Below are 16726 nucleotides of genomic sequence, written 5' to 3'. Positions count from 1 at the left end.
TTCAGATTGCCCCATGACTTCGGATTGGGAAGCTGGCTCTACAGGCAAATCGGAACCAGGGAATCCGGTGTAAATCCGGAGCTGTACCCGCAGCTGTAAGCGCCAATATGGACGGAAAAATATCCACTGTCTTATGACGGGAAGGATTCCGAATCCGGCGCGAGCCAGAAGACCTCCCGATCGCCTTTCGTCATTGGCTTTCGGGAATAAAAGTCCGGTGGGAAATCTTTTCTCCAAGTTTTCCTGGCTCGTATCCTTTTCTTCCCGCTACGGAGTATCGGTGTTGTACGGAAAGAATAAGGAATCAAAAGAAAATCGGTTGCCTCTATCGGTTCGACTATTCTTACTTTGCGCCGTCCTATTCTCCGACTCCGTTTTTTCAGAGGACAATCCCGCTTCCGAATCCTCTCCCGTCAAGGTCGTAGCCAAGACCTCGGGAGGTAAACAACCGGATAATTTCAGAAAGAATCCGTCGGGATTCCAGACGTCAATCGATTTGGACCAATACAATGCACGTTATACGAATCTTCCTGACGTATTGGAAAGGGAGGCCGGGATACGGATACGTAGATACGGAGGACTGGGTTCCTATTCTACTCTATCCTTAAGAGGAACGAATCCGAATCAGAGTAGGATCTATATAGACGGCGTTCCCTTTAATAATACCCAAGGAGGCGAGGTCAATTTGGCCGATCTTCCTTTCGATAATCTTCAGAGTATAGAAGTGTATCGTAGTGGGGCGCCCGTCGGATTCTCCGGTTCCGCCATCGGCGGTAGCGTGAATCTGGTGACTCGATCCGGCGGAGGACCTCCTAAGACTAGAATCAATATAGGTGCAGGTAGTTTCAATACCGGAAAAGGAACTCTGACTCATACGGGCAACTACGGCGGGATAGGGACTAGCCTATTCTTCCTGGGAGAGAAGTCCGACCAAAACTTTTCCTATCTGAATAACCACGGAACTACGTTAGTCAATCCTTGGGACGATACGGTGGATAAGAGAAGGAACGCACAGTATGAAAGAACTGCGGGGATGATCGGTCTGAACGGAGAGATAGGAAACACCAAGATCAAATTCTGGAACGATTTGAATTATCGTTTTCACGGAATTCCAGGGCCTGCGAGTAACCAGACTCTACAGGTCCATCGCCGTTATCTCAAGAATACTTCCTCCATCGGAACGGATACCAAGGGTTTATTCGACGGACTTTTAAGAATCGAAACTAGGGCCTTCACCACTTTCGCGAACGACGATCTTTTCGATCCAAAGTCCGAATTTTCCAAAGGAACCCCGAATTCCTCGGCGATCACAAGGCAATCCGGGATCCAATTCACTCCCACGTTTTATCTATTAGATTATCATCAAATACTTCGTTTTCATTTCGGATTGGAAAAGGAGACTTTCGATCGCACACGTAGCACGGTTCAGAATGTGGACATGAAATACGAACCGGGAAAATCCAGAACCTACACCACGGTTCAGATCGAAGACGAGATCCGTTTCTTCGAAGGAAAATTGGTCCTCACTCCCGGAGTCTCCTGGGATACCTATAAGGACAGATTCCAAACGGACGAACCTTGGTATAGAAGAGAGGATCCTCTCGCATCCTCTACCAAGACCACCCGCTTCTCGAATCCCAAGGCGGGGTTATTATGGAAGATATTGGAAAAAGAAGAATACGGCCTGGACTTCAAGGCGAATATTTCCAAGCAAAATCGGATTCCTAGTTTTCTGGAACTTTTCGGAGAAGTGGGCACGATCATCGCCAACGATTCCTTGAAGCCGGAAAAGAGCGATAACGGGGATCTGGGGTTTACCGGAAAATATAAGAAAGGGAATTGGAGCACGAATACCACAGTTTCCTATTTTAGAAAAAGAATCCGGGATATGATTCTATTCTTACCCAACTCTCAGTTTACTCTTAGGCCGGAGAATGTGGACTCCGCCCGTATAGACGGAGCCGAATTCTCCCATAAAACCGAATACAAGGGTTGGAAATTTCTAGTGGAATACACCTACCAGGAAGCGATCAACACTTCTCCCGCTCCTTATTTAAACGGAAAATATTTGCCCTTGCGCCCTAGACACGAGATTTCCTCCACCTTGGCTTATCGTACAAAAAGATGGGAGTTAGGATTCGAAGGCGTTTATGTCGGTGCCGTTTTCAAGGACAGAACCAACGAATATGTGAATTACCAACCCGCCAGACAGATTTGGAACGCCTATCTGACTATGGTGTTATATACTTCTACGGAAGAGACTGAAAAAGACTCCAAGGAGGAGAAGTCCCCTCGGGAATTGCTTCTCAGTCTGGATTTAAGGAATATGGGAGATAAGAGGGTGGAAGACATCGTGGGCTATCCTCTTCCCGGAAGAAATTGGTTTTTGACTCTGAGCGGAAGGTTTTGATATGATTCGGAGTTCCTACAAAATCCTGATTTTACTTTTTGTCTCTTCGGTAAGTTGCGGAGATATAGAAAGACCTCCTCTTTATACTCTTTTTCTGACTCCGAATCTTCCCGGTAATATAGGAGTGGTGACCACCGATTTTGCGGGAGGAGGGAGATTCAAGGTAGTCAATCCTCAATTGCTTCTTTCCTATCCGGGACTCACTCCGATTCATTCGGATGCGGTGGCTCGTTTCGGAAACGGGATGGTCTATATACTCAACCGATTGAATCGGGACAGCGTGCAGGTATTGGATCCTAATTTTGCCTTCCAAACGGTAGCGGAATGGTCCATGGGAACCGCGACCAATCCCGCAGATATAGCGATCCTAGGCCCGAACAAAGCTTACGTATCCCTTTACGGTTCCGATTTCCTGAGAATCATCGATCCCAGTTCCGGGGCTTCCTTGGGAGCGTTGGACTTAGGGGTTTATTCGGAGAATTCCGGCATGCCGGATCATCTTCCGGAGATGTCCGGAATGCAGATCGTAGGAACTAGCCTATTTCTCTGTCTACAGAGATTGGATCGCAACGATCCAGTCGGATATTTTCCTCCCGGGCCTTGGGGATCCTTGCTCTTGGAGATCGACACCATAACGGATACCGTTATCGGAACTTATACATTTCCGGTTCCGAATCCAGTGGGAAAACCGCAGCTACTGGATCTGTTCGGAGAATCCCATTTGGTATTCGCAAATCCCAACCGTCTAGGATTTATCAGCGCGATAGACGGAGGAGTGACCGCCTTTCGTTTATCCACCCGCAGTTTCCGACCCGGATATCTATTTTCCGAGGCGACCGCCGGAGGGGATATCATGGGTGTCCAGGTCGTAAACGACCAATTGGGCTTCGCGAGCGTTCTGGACGCGGGTTTCAATAAAACATTACAAGTATTTAATCCGAGCACCGGGGCAAGATCCGCCACTTTGATCTCGATTCCTAGTTCTTACGACGCGAGTCTCTCCAGTATCCTGATCGCGGACGACGGAATTTTGTACGTATCCAATACTCAGTTTACCCAACCGGGGGTGAGCATGTTCGATACGAATAACGGCAATCTGCTTTTGACGCCGATTCCGATTTCCGTGGACCTGCAGCCCTTCGATCTGATCCAACTGAAATGATTTCCGCCCGAAAAAAACCGAGGCACTCGGTTTTTCTCGCTTAGAATGAATCGTAATCTTAGAATTCCTGCCGGGAAACGAAACCGAATTGACAAGGCGCAAAAATTATGGATGATTCCACTCTAAGTTTTCCGGAGGCAGCTTTTGATTTCCGATATCTTTCAGATGATTGCCGCCGGCCAGAAAGCTAAGGTCATTTATTCTCTTCGGGAAAATCCGGAATTGGCTTCCAAGCCTAATGCAGAAGGGATCACTCCCTTGCTTTTCGCGATCTATTACGGAAAAGAGGACATCGTTCAGTCCTATTTGGGGACTGGGATTCCTTTGAATCTTTTCGAGGCCACCGCTTTGGGAAAAGAGGAGCGGGTCCGGGAACTTGTGGAAAAGGATCCTTCTCTCGTTCGCTCCTATAGTCCGGACGGATGGACCCCTTTGCACCTGGCAGCTCATTACGGACGCCTTCCTCTCATCGAATATTTGCTGGAAAAGGGCGCGGATATTCACGCTAAATCCAAAAGTAAACTTTCCATCGGCAATACCGCTTTGCATTCCGCGGTTGCCGCTTGGAAAGAGGAAGCGGTAGCACTCCTATTGGAAAAAGGCGCGGATCCGAATTTTACGCAAGAAGGCGGATTCTCCGCTTTGCATATCGCGGCCTCGCGACAAGGAAACCAAAATATAGTATCCTTACTTTTGAAGAAAGGTGCCAACCCGGATCTCAAGACGGACGACGGAAAGACCGCCAGGGATATCGCCGCAGAAAGAGGCGTGGCTTTTCAGGCCTGACGGTTCGTATATTTTATTTTATGAATGTTTTCGGATCCAATAGAATCCGAGAATTTGCAGGACCAATTGGGCTAAGAGTGCGTAAAAAATCGACCTTTGGAAGTCCGAAGTCTCCGAATCCTTTCTCCAATCCGATATCTCGGTTCTCCATTGCCGAATCTCTTCCCGCAGAGAATCTAGGCTTTCTTTGAATTCAGGGGAAGCAGGCGGTGAGTAAACCCTTACGGGTACATTCTTTCTTTCGGTAACGTTAACCGGAGATTGCAAATCCGAAAGTTCCTTGCGTAATCCCTCGTTTAAAGGCCAGTTTTTATAAGCCTTCTCCAGATATTCCTTGGCTGCCTTACGATTCCCTTTTTGGATTTCTTCTTTTCCTAGTCCCATCCAGGCTCTGGTTAAAAGGAATTCCGCTCTGGATTCGATCGGATTTTGAGAAAGAACGGATTCCGCTAGATCCTTGGCCTCGGAATATTTTTTGTTCTCTAGAAGAATTTCACCTTCTTGGATCCAAAATTCTTCCGGTGTTTGTTGGGAAAATAGATCCGAAAAAGAGAAGAATAGCAAAGATAAGAATAGGATCTGCAAGAAGAATCGGAACCTTCTTCTCATCTGTCTATCCTGAGAGCCTTATGAGCGTACCTTCTTCTGGGCATAGTCTCCGGTATCGCGGACCAGGCGGAAAGAATGGGACTGCCGGAATCCAAGGAATAGACGGAGTCTTGCGGAACATTGATGGAGCTCGCCCCTCCGAACACGAAAATTTTCCGAGTCTCGTAGGAGATCTGTACCGCAGGATAATATAAGGATGAAGGTAACGTCGGACCCGCCGAGAATACGGAAGAGCCTAATTGATAGAACTCGGTTTTGTTCGTAGGAGTAAGTGCGCTAGGAGGTTGGAATACGTTACCCGAACCTGTGGAACCTCCTACCACTCCGAACCATACTCCGTCTCCCGGAAAAGGATCGGTGGATTTGGGTTTGATACAAAGAGAGGCGGCTCCGTGTTTGGATTCGGATAGACTCGGTTCGCTAAAAGAGGTGGTTGTATTTGCGGGAGGAACGAACGCATCCGTACCCGAGTTGGCGGCTCCCGAATTATAGGTCCTACCTCCCGTATAAAATAAGGTTCCGTCTATCGCGCACCCCGACATATCCACTCTGTTAAAAATAGTGGAGGAAGAAGAATAGGAAATCCATTGTCCTCCGATTCCGATTTCCGGATAGAATTTCAAAACCGTATTGAATACGGGACCGTTCGTCATGTCCACGGAATTGGATCCGGAGACGATATAGATCTCGTCTCCTACGGAAGCCGCAACGGCTCCCTGGGATCCGGAAGGCAAAGAGGTTAACGTGCTCCAGGTCATAGAATAAGGCTCGAACACCTCCACCTTGGAAGAGGAAACATATCCGCCTCCGCTTTCCTCCAGTCCTCCTATCACATAGATTTTACCTTTATGACTGAGAATAGAGGAATAGATTCTGGGAGTAGGAACACTTGTGACGGAAGGATACCAGACTCCTGTGACAGGATCGAATAAATCCACCTCCGCTACAGGAGCCGCAGTGGATCCGATTCCGCCCAGAATCCAAATCCCTCTCGTCTTTTGCGGCTCGTCCGAGATCCAAGTTCGGAAGGAAATACTTTGACCTTCCTGGATTTTTTCGGAACCGCAAGTATAGATCGCATTGTATTCCGTGTTCGGAGAAAGAGAATCGATCTTCACGAAATGAGTTTTAGAATTTTGTAAACTAGGAATCATTCCTGAATCCGTATATAAATTACCTTGGGATTCTCTGGAGCATTTCCAGGAAACGGTGGCGGAGACCGGACCGAGCTGGGAGATAAATCCGTATTGTACTCGGGAAGATTCTTGGCCCAGGATCCCGTCCAGGGAAGAAGGTTCACAGGAACAGAGGATACTTAAGCAAAAGGACAGTACCATTTTTCTCATAAGGCTATCCCCCAGGAGAATTTTAGGCCGGTTTGGCAAAGAGTAGAATCTCCGCTCCAGTGACAGATATTTCGGATTCCGATACGGATTTGGTGTTGGCTCGCGGTTTGCCAGGCCCAACCGAATTCCAGACTGGTATCCGGAGTCCATGCGGCAGTTCTATCTTCTCCTTGGGTTCGATGGAGAGAGCTGCCTCCTAAGCCCAAGATCCAATACGGAGCCGAGATTCCATAAGATTTTCCTAAATAGAATTGCTGGGTCCAAACAGAGAGTTTTCCCGATTTTCCGGGGGATTCGGAGATTTCCGAAAGGAATCCGTAGAATCTTCCCGGATGAGAAGAGGACCTTTCCAGAAAAAAACCGGCTCCGTAGGAAACCGGGAAGGAACTCCTCCAGGGGCCCCAGGCCCCGCTTGCCTGGCCCAGGATTCCCAATCTCCATTCTGCTACGAAGGTCTCGTTGGTTAGATATTCTTCCGGTAATTCGGGAGGAGAATCCTTTGTATCTCCCGTTTGGGATACGATCTTGCTTGTATCCAGTTCCGCAAATCCAAGCTCCGTTTTTAGAATCAGTTTGGATTCCTTTCTATCCACTAGAATTCCTCTTAGAACCGTTCCATCCGAGAGTTGGAATTCTAAATATCTATAAGAAGTCGCCGGTCCTTTCTTGCGTGGATCGATTCTTTGCAAGTCGGAGCGAGGAATCCGATATTTTTTGTCTTTCCAGGAAATCGTAATGTAGTTTCCGGTTTCCTGGAATTCCTCCACGAGGAAGGCGTCCCCGTTTTTGAATAGAATCTCCGCTCCGGAAAGAATCCCTCCTGAGGAAAATAAGAAACAGAAGATTAGAAAATTTCTTTTTAGCATGGGTTTCAAACTCGGAACAATTATTCCGTAAATAAGCACATTATGATTTTAGGATTAAGAAGATATTATAAGGAAGGAATTCGGGAATCCTGTGTAAAAGAAAAGTAAATAATTTCAGAATGACAAAAAATATCCCAATTTAGAATATATAGCATTTGACAAAACTGTGCTATTTTACGTTAGTTGGACCATATAAATAAATGCATCTAACCGATGCGCGCTCTCATTTCGGAACATTCCTGAGGCAAAATTTTGTTTCACGAAGAATTCGGGAAGGTTGGACAAGCGAATGTTGCGAAAAATCAAATATTCTATTTTATTGGTGGTGCTATGCTCCGGCTTTTTCATGGCATGGAACCCCTTACGTCCTGTATTTGCCTTTTTGGCCAATGCATTCGGTATTGGAACGTCCATTCCGCTTCCTTTTCCGGAAATGAACGTGGACTTTACGGGAAAACCCAGATTCTCTTTATCCGTTCAGACGCCTCCCGGGGCTGGAGATATGGTTCCCCAGATTTCGATCCAATATGTTTCCGGCTTCGGAACCGGCATCTTAGGCAAGGGCTGGACCTTATCGGGCCTGGCAAAAATTACGAAAAATGCAAGTTTGGGAGTGCATTTCACTCCTTCCGACGGATACGCCTCCAGCCAATTGGGAGAATTGATTCCTGCCGGATCCGACGGGAGCTATCGTTCTAAGATAGAGTCTTTTTCTAAAATCCAGCTCGCTCAGGAAGTTTGGAGCGTTAGAGACCGCTCCGGAATTCTTTACGAATACGGCAGAAACGCTTCCCAGGGATCCAATTCTCTCGTTTCTTCCAACGGTCAAAATGTAGTATATTATTTGGATCGGGTCCGAGATCGCTATGGAAACGGATACGATGTGGACTATCTTCCGGAAACTGCGGAATCCGCAGAAGCGCTTCCTAAGGAGATCCGTTATGCGAGAGGAAATGCAAGGATCCAATTCTTCTACGAGGATTTGTCCGGACCTTGGACGGAATATCTCTATTCTCTCGGTAAGAGAGTCCAAAGAAAGAAGCTTTTAAACAAAATCGAAGTCTATGCCAAAGATGAGAATGGCACGGAGAGTAGAACCGAGTCCTATTCTTTCGATTACGATAGAATCGACGGAGAGATTTTTCTAGTCGGTTTCGAAAGGGATAAATACAAGTCCATTTCCTTCGATTATACCCGCAAAAACAATACGGCTAAGATCTTCCAATCCTCGGGCAAGAGTTATAAAAACTCCTATTTTGCAGGAGATCCTAGCCTGAAAGCTACCTGCGATAGCGTCGTAGCGATCTGCGCTTGCACTGCGGATTATGCTTGTATGGTAAATTCTCATTTTTCGGCTCAGATTCTTTGCCAAACCGGGATACAAGCCTACGAAGACATCTGTACGAACGGAATGGAAATGTCTTTTACCGCTCCGGCGGATATGGACGGGGACGGGGTTCCCGAACTCGTAAGAGTGCTTGGAAGTAAAGAAGACCAGAAATTCTCCATTTCCAAATTATCTTCTTGGAATGCCGCTTCCAGCGGACCGATTTCGGTCGAGGACAATCGGAAAGGAGAGCCTCTCGGAATGGATACCCAAGGCCAGATTCTAGGGGGAGATTTTAACGGAGACGGAAAATCGGATTTCCTGGTTCTGAGAGGGAACGGATCTATATTAAAAATCTATTATGGGCCGGATTTCCAATCCAAGGAATTTTCAAATATAGTCGTAACGGGACTCGGGGCGACGGATGCCAGGGGACGGATCTTCGTTCTGGATGTGAACGGGGACGGAAAATCCGATTTTCTGCAAGCGGATTCGGATCTCAAGATCCAAGTCTATCTTTCCACAGGGAGCGCATTCCAAAAGATCCAATCCTTGTCCTTGGGAAATTACGGAACCGAAATGCAGCAATTCGGAGACTTGGATAAGAACGGAGTTCCCGATTTTCTGAGAATGGACAGCAGCGGCTCCGATAAAAAAATACTAGTCACATTCTTCGATTATAAGAACGGGCAGTTACAAGCCATTGAAGAAACGAGTCTCTCCCGAAATACGTTCGGAAATGCGGGAGACCAATTTTTGGCGGACTTAAACGGGGACGGATTTGCGGACTTCGCATTCTTTACGGAATCCGGAAGCAGGGGTAAGATTTCCTATTATCCTTTCGACGGAAGAAAATTCGTAACCAACGGTTTGAGTCCCGTAAAGACCATCGATGTGGAAGGCGCATATGCGAGTAAGGGAGGTTCTAATTTCGGGCCTTCCGGCCAAAAGAAATACGTGGAGGAGGATCTTTCCGGAGATGGAATCAAGGATCGGATCTCTTATAATACGGGAAATCCCAACAATACTTTCTTCCAGATTGAAATCTACGATCCGAACCAATCCAAATACAATTCCGCATTCAGTTTGTATTGGAATACCGATACCTCCGTGGATTTGAACGGGGATGGAAATCCGGATACAATCCGCGCGGACTTAACGTCTATCGAAGAGCCGGATAACGACGATCCGGACAATCTCCCCCAAACAGTTGTGACTCGGAAATTCCAGATCACGATTTCGACCGGCTCGGGATTCGAGGTGCCGATTGCTATAGAGGACTATATCGCGAATCCGGCGGATACGAGTTCTTTTGCGGAGGGAATGTATTTTAATTGGAGGAATCGCAAGGACTTCGTGGACCTAAACGGGGACGGAAAAGCGGATTTTCTCAGATACGACGCCGCAAATTCCAAACTCATCGTATCTTACGCCGAGGCGGATTCCGACGGTAATATTACATATTCTGCAAGTGGGGACAAGATCTGGAATACTGGAGGATATCTATTGTCCCTGGATACGAACGGAGACGGAAAACCGGAAATTCTGGGGTTCCAGGGAGATATGGCTCCCACTCAATATTGGAAACAGAGTAGCGCTCCCTTTGTGGGAACTGTCGCTTACCGTTCCTTTCCTTTCGAATCCAATTTGGCGATCCATTTCATCCGATTCGATGAGGAACTTCCGAGCGGTCTCGTTCGGGAGATCCGAAACGGGAGCCAGGCAAAAGGAGAAGATGCAAAACTCGTAATCGATTATAAACTCGCCAAAGACCATCCCGGCGCGATCCGTTCGGATTTATATTCTAGTGCCAGTCCCGAAATCGTTCCTTTTGCATTTCCGGACTTTTTGGTAAAGGGATTTTCCCAGAGCGTAGGGGAGACTCGATTGTCCGCAAAGGAATTCGAATATTCTTACGCTCGTTTTTATCTGAACGGACTCAGGAATTCCTCTTATATCGGTTTCCAAAAGATGGTCGTTCGAGATCCGATCACGAATTATTCTTTGGAGTCCTATTACGATCCTAAATTCCTGGAGATGAGCGGTTCTCCCACGAGACAGATTCATTATAAGAATGGAATCAAGATTTTGGAATCCACCGCAGATTTCAATAAGACGGTTTCCCTTTTCGGCGGGATACTCGTGAAACCGGGAGAAGTTCGAGAGGATCGTTATCTACAGGGAAATCTGGCGGCTCAGGTTTTAGTCACCCAGACCTTCGATTCTTACGGGAATACTTTGACAAAAGATACCTCGGTCAACGGCACGATAATGAGCGAAAAGACCTCTTATCTGAACGATTGGAACGCGGGGATCCTGGGACTTCCTTCCGACTTGCAGGTATACAAATCGGGAGATCTGATCTCTCATAAAAGGATCCAATACGCGGATTATAGAGTATCCGAGGTCCAGGAATTGGTAAGCTCGGGGCAGTGGAGAAGCCAATTTATCCAGGAATACGACGGATACGGAAACCCTACTCGGGTGCAGGATTCCAACGGAAATATCAGTTCCTTATATTATGATACTGTTGTTTTTAAATATCCGATACGAACCGTAAATTCTTACGGGCATACGGTGCTTAAGAATTACGATTTTAGAACGGGTCAAGAGGTTTCCAGCACGGATCCGAACGGAGCGGTATCCAGGATGGAATACGACGATTGGGGGAGACCCGTTAGGAGCTATTTGCCCGGGGAGTCGGATTGGTCGGAAAAAATAGAGTACGAGAACGTCGGAGATTTAGAGAATGAGCTTGTCCGAAAAGTATTTCGTATCAGTAATGGTGAGACCTGGCAGGAAGAATCGAGTAATATGGTTACCGGTATTTCTAAAAAGAGAAGCAGTCTCGCAAACGGATATGTGTTAGTCGAGGAGACTCATAAGAATATCGCGGGCCAGACCTTGAAAAAAATCGATTCTTATCTGGAGGGCTCGAATCCGTTTTCTTGGACGGAATTTACCTATAACGGAGAGGGGCATCTTATCAAATCGGAGAAGAATGACGGAACCGCCTCCGAAACGATTCTGGACGGTTTAGAAACCAAAATCCGTACATCGGTCAACGGAAACGTAATAGAAGAAACTTCCGAGCTCAAGAATTCCTTGGGGCAGATAGTCTCTAGGACGGTGCAGGGAAAGACGACCCGTTATGCGTATTCTCCGAACGGAAAGGTCTCCCAAATCACGGACCCGGAAAACGGGATTACGATTTTAGAAACCGATTTTTCGGGTAGACAAACCAAGGTGACGAGCCCGAATTCCGGAACTATAGAACGTATTTACGATCCTGTGAGCGGAAAAGTGAGGGAAGAAACCTCCTCCAACGGCTCCAAAATCTCTTACGAATACGATCTGCTCGGAAGGGTGACTCGTACGATCGCAAAGGGAAGCGACGGGGAACAAGTCCAGCATACCTACGAATACGATCGTCCGGAGACTCCGAACGGCATAGGGAAATTGACTAAGGCTACGGACCAATTGGGCAGCACGGAATTCGAATACGATATTCGAGGAAACCAGACCCTAGTTAAGAAAAATCTAATCCAAGAAGATCTTACATTCTTCATACGCAAGAAATACAATCTCCAAAACCAAGTCCAGGAAGTGACCTATCCGGAGGGAAGTATCGTTAAGAATGTATACTCGGATGCGGGTAATCTTGCGGCGATCACTCTGACTCCAGGAGACGGAAGCGGCTCCGATTTTCCTCTCGTGGAATACAGAGGCCCGAGTATTGAGGACGGAAATCTAAAACTGCAAAGAATCACCGGAAACGGTGTGATCATGGACGTTCTCTACGATCCCGTCAAAAAGAGACCTATCAGCTATAAGACCGGTAAGGACCTGGAAAATTACCAGAATATTTCTTATACCTACGACGATTACGGAAACCATACCAAAATAGAAGACAAAAAGAATCCGGCTCGCACTCAAACGTTTATTTACGATTCCCTGCGGAGATTGACCTCCGCTAGCGGCGTCTATGGAACCGAAGAATACCTATACTCCGATTCCGGAAGACTCTTGCAAAAAGGAAATCTCACGTATTCCTATTCGGATCCGGCTCATAAGAGTGCGGTCACGAAAGTGGTAGGAGAGAACGTTTCCACGAATTATACGTACGATTCTTCCGGGAATATTACGAATCGGAACGGAGATAGTTTCTATTATGATCCTTTCCAAAAGATCAAACGAATCGACACCGAAAACCAAGAAAGCATCCGATTCGAAACCGATTTTACGGGGACTAGAATCTTAAAAACGAATACGAGCAACGGAACCAAAACGATCTCACTCGGAGATATGTACGAAGTGGTATTGGCTCCGGGAAAATCTCCCCAGCATACATTGTACTTCCGAGGAAATTACGGAGATATCGTGGGCCAATGGACCCGCAGCGACGCGGTTCTTGTCACATATGCGGATCTACAAAACGACTCCGGATGGAGTCCGAATTTGGCTTGGAACACCTTTCTTTGGAACGCCAAGGATACTTCCATCCGGGGGATCAAATATCTATTCCTGGTTCCGGGAACCAATATCGCGTTTTTGTATATTACCTTATTTTTAGGTTTGGGATTCGGTCTCTTATCCTATAGGGAAGGGGTCTGGAGGGCCAGCCTGAAATTTACGGCCCCGATTCTTCTCATCTCCTTCTCTCATTGTTCCGTATTGGTTCCCGGCGGAAACGGAACTCCTCCTTGGATCCTTCCTCCCCAGTACAGTCCGGACACTCCTTCCGTAGAAAATCCGTACCAACCGGGAGGACCGGGTTCGGGTGCGGGAATTCCTACCAACGGATTCTTATTCTTACATCCGGACCATTTGGGATCCATCACCATGGCTACGGACGGGAACGGAAATCGTGCGGCAGGAGGCGACCAGGGAGGAGCTTCTCATATATCATACAAACCTTATGGAGAAATACAAAGAAACGATTCCTCCGGTCCGGATGTGTTCCGTTATAAATTCACGGGACAAATAGAAGACAAAGAAACTGGACTCTATTATTATAAGGCGCGTTATTACGATCCTCTGATAGGTAGATTCTTACAACCGGATTCGGTAATGGATCCGGGTAACCCCGTGGGAATGGACCAATACATGTATACGGAAGGAAATCCGGTGCGTTATACGGATCCGAGCGGGCATAGTATCGTGAGTTCCTGGCTGCAGAAAAACGGTCTTGGAATGCTGAACTTCCATATAGAAGTGGGAGCTTTTCTGCAAAGAGCCTTCTATATCAGTAGCCAAAGATGGAGCGATGCGGCTCTTCCGATCGCACTTCTTTTTCCTTCCTTGGCCATCGGCGCCGCTGCCGCAGCGGCGGTAGGATCGGCAGCACTTGCCGCCTTGACCGTCATGAATATGATCGGGCTTCTAGCGGCTTCCGCGATGATCACGAACGTAGCCGCCATGTATGGAGGTGCTGCGGCTCTAGGACTCGCTGCCGGGGCAGGCCTAGTAGGTGCAGCACTCATCGGCCTGGGCGTAGCGGCCGCGTACTATCTGGGGGTTAGCCTCATCGGTGCTGGCGTAGTTGCCGGATCGATTGCTTGGTATTTGGGGAGTCCCGCTGTATTTGGCGGATTAGCCGCTCTTGGAATTGCGGGTGTACTCTTTGTTGGAGCGCTTGCTGCTACAGTCGAAGGTTTCGCTGTAGCTACGCTTATGGGAGCTGGAGCGGGCCTTCTTGCCATGGGTGCCGCTGTTATGATACTCATGGGAGTATTGGGGATAGCTCTGATCGCTGCGCTTTTGGTTATTGCAGTAGCATCAATCCTTGTAGTGATGGCTCTCGCATTAGCCGTCGCTTCGGTCATGCTTGCCGCTTATTTGGTTCTTTCTCAGACGTTGATTGTGGGAGCGGTCGGAGTGGTATTTGTCGGATCTATCTTTTCACCGATTACATTACAGGCATATGTAGCAGGAGGTTTATCCAAATCAAGTTTGAATAATATTCATTGGGATGAGAAGAACGCTAGGATTGGTGCTTGCTATGCAGTCGGTGTGAACTTTGGAGTTACGATGGGAGTTTTGGGTGGAGAAGTTTATACCGCAGCAGCCTCGAAGCTAGAATGGTTGGATCCTGCTATGGATGGATATTCAGTGCTATCTATCATTTATAGTGCATTGAAAGGAGATTGGAAGTCGGCTGGTTTAGGAATAAGCGGGCTAATATTATCAAAGATGTACGAAAAGCCGATTCCTCTCAAGCTAATCTATGATTACGGAACTGCTGTTCATAATAAGTGCGGAGGGAGTTTGTGAAGACGGGACTTTTATTTGTCTTCCTTTTTGTTTCCGGATGTCATACGGCAGGGTTAGTCCCTCCTAAGCGGGCTATTCCCATCCGAAACCAAGAGAATACATACCTAAAATTTAAAGTGCAAAATTATGATAAATCCAAGGAGGCCGAAAGAAATCTACTCTTTCGGTTTTACAAAGATAATTACCAAGCAGTAATACAGTGGTATGATCCGGATCCACCGGCCATATTATTATGGAGTTCTCCCTATCCGATCAATCCGTCCCATAATTATTTCAAGAAAAAAGAAGACGGACAACACTTGAATCCATTATGGCAATTTGTTGTTGGAGATCGCCGAAGTAATTTTCGTTTTGATTGCGAATATTGGATCCCTCTTCCTGCAGGAGAAAATGAATTTTCCTTTATGGTATTTGATTCGGGCGGGAATCGACGAGGGTATCTTAGGCAGAAATTTGATCTTTCCCCCAATCATTCCATACGCTTATCTATCACTCCTTTGTATTTAGCGAATGAGGATGAGGAAATTGCCTGGAAACGAAGCAAGGGTTGGCCTGAGTTCTTTATCAAACTTTGGGACCGGCCATTCGATTTGCAGACCACTATCGAGCCGAATGTTCCTGGGCAAGAGGATAGTAAATGCGATCCCTTGGAGGGGGAGAAATGAAGCTGGAACCGGCGATTATTGCGGGGGGAGCGGCTTTGATTACAATGTTGTCGTTCGAGTTTGGTAGGTTTGGTGCGATTTCTGCTGCCTATTCGGCCGGAAAGATTTCGAACGGGATTTGTGGCGGTACTTTGTGATATTCTCTAATTCTAAAATTTCGCTATACTCTATCCTATTTATTTCGATTTTAATTAATTGTTATACAGGAAGCAGGGGTGGCGTGGCTAGAAGTGAATATTATTCTCCTCGTGAAATGGAAAACTTTGAGAATACGTATATAAAGTTTAAATATTCCGAAAATGAGAGTCCTCAAAATCGGAATTCCTATACATATTATTCGCTCTATGCAAATTACAGGGATTGGAAAATGTTTATGGGTTTTCCATCTAGCTTTCATCCGGAAATGGATTATTGGCGGAGTTATTACGTAGATTTCGATCGGATTCCGGAGGGAATTAAGAATGTACGTTTTGATTTTATAGAAGGTTGTGAATACCGCATGCCTACAGTGTCCGGAAAAACACAATATGGATTCACTTTTATAGATTTGAAGACCTGGAAGCAAGGGGTTTTTGATAAAGAAATCGATCTACCGGCAGGGCATACGATTCGTTTGGAGTTCGTGGATTTGCGTAAACTCACGGAAGAGGAGATAGATGCGATTCCTGAGGTATCCGGCTACAGACCAGGTTATAGGAAGCCTAATATTGGATATCATATTATCGCAACGATCGAGCCAAGCGGCAAGGATGATGAGATCCAACCGTGCGAACCGATTCGTTCGCAGGATTAAGGTTTGTATGATCGATAGAAGCGGAAAGAAAGTCGGTGAGTCTTGCGGGGGAAGTCTTTGAAGATTATATTTTTACTGCTTCAGCTAAGTTTCATGAGTTGTATTTCACTCGCGGGGATAGCCGGCCCGGAAAGAGCCATTCCTATTCGAGGCCAAGACAATACATATCTCAAATTTAGAATACAGGCCTACGACCAGGATAGGGAGGCGAAGGAAAATCGATTTTTAGAGTTTAACAGGTATCGCTATCAAGCGGTCATTGAATTGTATGATGCAAATTCACCGGTTTGGAACAATCCTTATCCGATCAATCCGTCTCAAAGTTATTTCGAGAAGAAAGAAGATGGACAACATTTGGGTTTGTTTTGGCAATTTTTTGCGGGCAATCGCAGAGAGAACTTTCGTTTTGACTGTGAATACTGGATTCCTCTCCCCGCAGGAGAAAATGAATTTTCCTTTATGGTGAACGATTTTGGTCGAAACCGACGG

Annotated in this window: 9 protein-coding genes and 1 riboswitch; of the genes, 6 read left to right on the top strand and 3 right to left on the bottom strand. The window is 46.7% G+C overall.

Going from position 1 to position 16726, the window contains the following annotated elements:
• Positions 1 to 8 precede the first annotated feature (8 nt).
• Positions 9 to 195: riboswitch (cobalamin riboswitch) on the top strand.
• Between the two features lie 85 nt (positions 196 to 280).
• The 3 genes from LEP1GSC061_RS03275 (at position 281) to LEP1GSC061_RS03265 (ending at position 4358) form a co-directional block, all read left to right on the top strand.
• Positions 281 to 2410 carry a TonB-dependent receptor plug domain-containing protein gene (locus tag LEP1GSC061_RS03275; RefSeq protein ID WP_415751822.1) on the top strand — a complete coding sequence of 710 codons (2130 nt, stop codon included), beginning with the start codon at positions 281 to 283 and terminating at the stop codon, positions 2408 to 2410.
• 4 nt (positions 2411 to 2414) lie between these two features.
• A complete protein-coding gene (locus LEP1GSC061_RS03270) occupies positions 2415 to 3572 on the top strand; it encodes a hypothetical protein (RefSeq protein WP_040508025.1) in 1158 nt (385 codons plus the stop codon).
• Positions 3573 to 3719: 147 nt separating this feature from the next.
• Positions 3720 to 4358, top strand: a complete 639-nt coding sequence (locus LEP1GSC061_RS03265) for an ankyrin repeat domain-containing protein (RefSeq protein ID WP_040508024.1) — start codon at positions 3720 to 3722, stop codon at positions 4356 to 4358.
• Positions 4359 to 4376: 18 nt separating this feature from the next.
• Here LEP1GSC061_RS03265 and LEP1GSC061_RS03260 read toward each other — a convergent pair whose 3' ends face one another.
• Genes LEP1GSC061_RS03260 through LEP1GSC061_RS03250 form a run of 3 tightly spaced genes read right to left on the bottom strand, consistent with a single transcriptional unit; the run spans position 4377 to position 7179 of the window.
• Entirely contained in the window at positions 4377 to 4967 is a 591-nt protein-coding gene (locus LEP1GSC061_RS03260) for a tetratricopeptide repeat protein (RefSeq protein ID WP_016544140.1), read from the bottom strand.
• Positions 4964 to 6313, bottom strand: coding sequence for a Kelch repeat-containing protein (locus LEP1GSC061_RS03255; RefSeq protein ID WP_016543701.1), 1350 nt, complete (start codon positions 6311 to 6313; stop codon positions 4964 to 4966). The genes LEP1GSC061_RS03260 and LEP1GSC061_RS03255 overlap by 4 nt, the downstream gene beginning before the upstream one ends.
• Positions 6310 to 7179, bottom strand: a complete 870-nt coding sequence (locus LEP1GSC061_RS03250) for an LA_3334 family protein (RefSeq protein ID WP_016543869.1) — start codon at positions 7177 to 7179, stop codon at positions 6310 to 6312. The genes LEP1GSC061_RS03255 and LEP1GSC061_RS03250 overlap by 4 nt, the downstream gene beginning before the upstream one ends.
• A gap of 289 nt (positions 7180 to 7468) precedes the next feature.
• Here LEP1GSC061_RS03250 and LEP1GSC061_RS03245 point away from each other — a divergent pair, with 289 nt between their 5' ends.
• From LEP1GSC061_RS03245 to LEP1GSC061_RS21370, 3 genes are all read left to right on the top strand, one after another.
• The gene (locus LEP1GSC061_RS03245) at positions 7469 to 14779 is read left to right on the top strand and encodes an RHS repeat-associated core domain-containing protein (protein WP_016543987.1); all 7311 of its coding nucleotides are present in this window, start codon (positions 7469 to 7471) and stop codon (positions 14777 to 14779) included.
• Positions 14776 to 15444: a hypothetical protein gene (locus LEP1GSC061_RS03240; RefSeq protein WP_016544109.1), complete on the top strand. Its 669-nt coding sequence runs from the start codon at positions 14776 to 14778 to the stop codon at positions 15442 to 15444. The genes LEP1GSC061_RS03245 and LEP1GSC061_RS03240 overlap by 4 nt, the downstream gene beginning before the upstream one ends.
• A gap of 373 nt (positions 15445 to 15817) precedes the next feature.
• Complete coding sequence (locus tag LEP1GSC061_RS21370) at positions 15818 to 16237, top strand: hypothetical protein (RefSeq protein ID WP_156844475.1); 420 nt, start codon at positions 15818 to 15820, stop codon at positions 16235 to 16237.
• Positions 16238 to 16726: the final 489 nt, after the last annotated feature.

The organism is Leptospira wolffii serovar Khorat str. Khorat-H2, from assembly GCF_000306115.2.
In the GTDB taxonomy this organism is placed as follows: Bacteria; Spirochaetota; Leptospiria; order Leptospirales; family Leptospiraceae; genus Leptospira_B; species Leptospira_B wolffii.
The sequence above is the reverse complement of the archived record's forward strand: the minus strand, read 5'-3'. Positions and strand labels throughout refer to the sequence as shown.

Bases quoted from the DNA above. Each gene is read 5' to 3' on its own strand.
- LEP1GSC061_RS03260 (WP_016544140.1), bottom strand. From the start codon at position 4,967: ATGAGAAGAAGGTTCCGATTCTTCTTGCAGATCCTATTCTTATCTTTG.
- LEP1GSC061_RS03255 (WP_016543701.1), bottom strand. From the start codon at position 6,313: ATGAGAAAAATGGTACTGTCCTTTTGCTTAAGTATCCTCTGTTCCTGT.
- LEP1GSC061_RS03250 (WP_016543869.1), bottom strand. From the start codon at position 7,179: ATGCTAAAAAGAAATTTTCTAATCTTCTGTTTCTTATTTTCCTCAGGA.
- LEP1GSC061_RS03245 (WP_016543987.1), top strand. From the start codon at position 7,469: ATGTTGCGAAAAATCAAATATTCTATTTTATTGGTGGTGCTATGCTCC.
- LEP1GSC061_RS21370 (WP_156844475.1), top strand. From the start codon at position 15,818: ATGGGTTTTCCATCTAGCTTTCATCCGGAAATGGATTATTGGCGGAGT.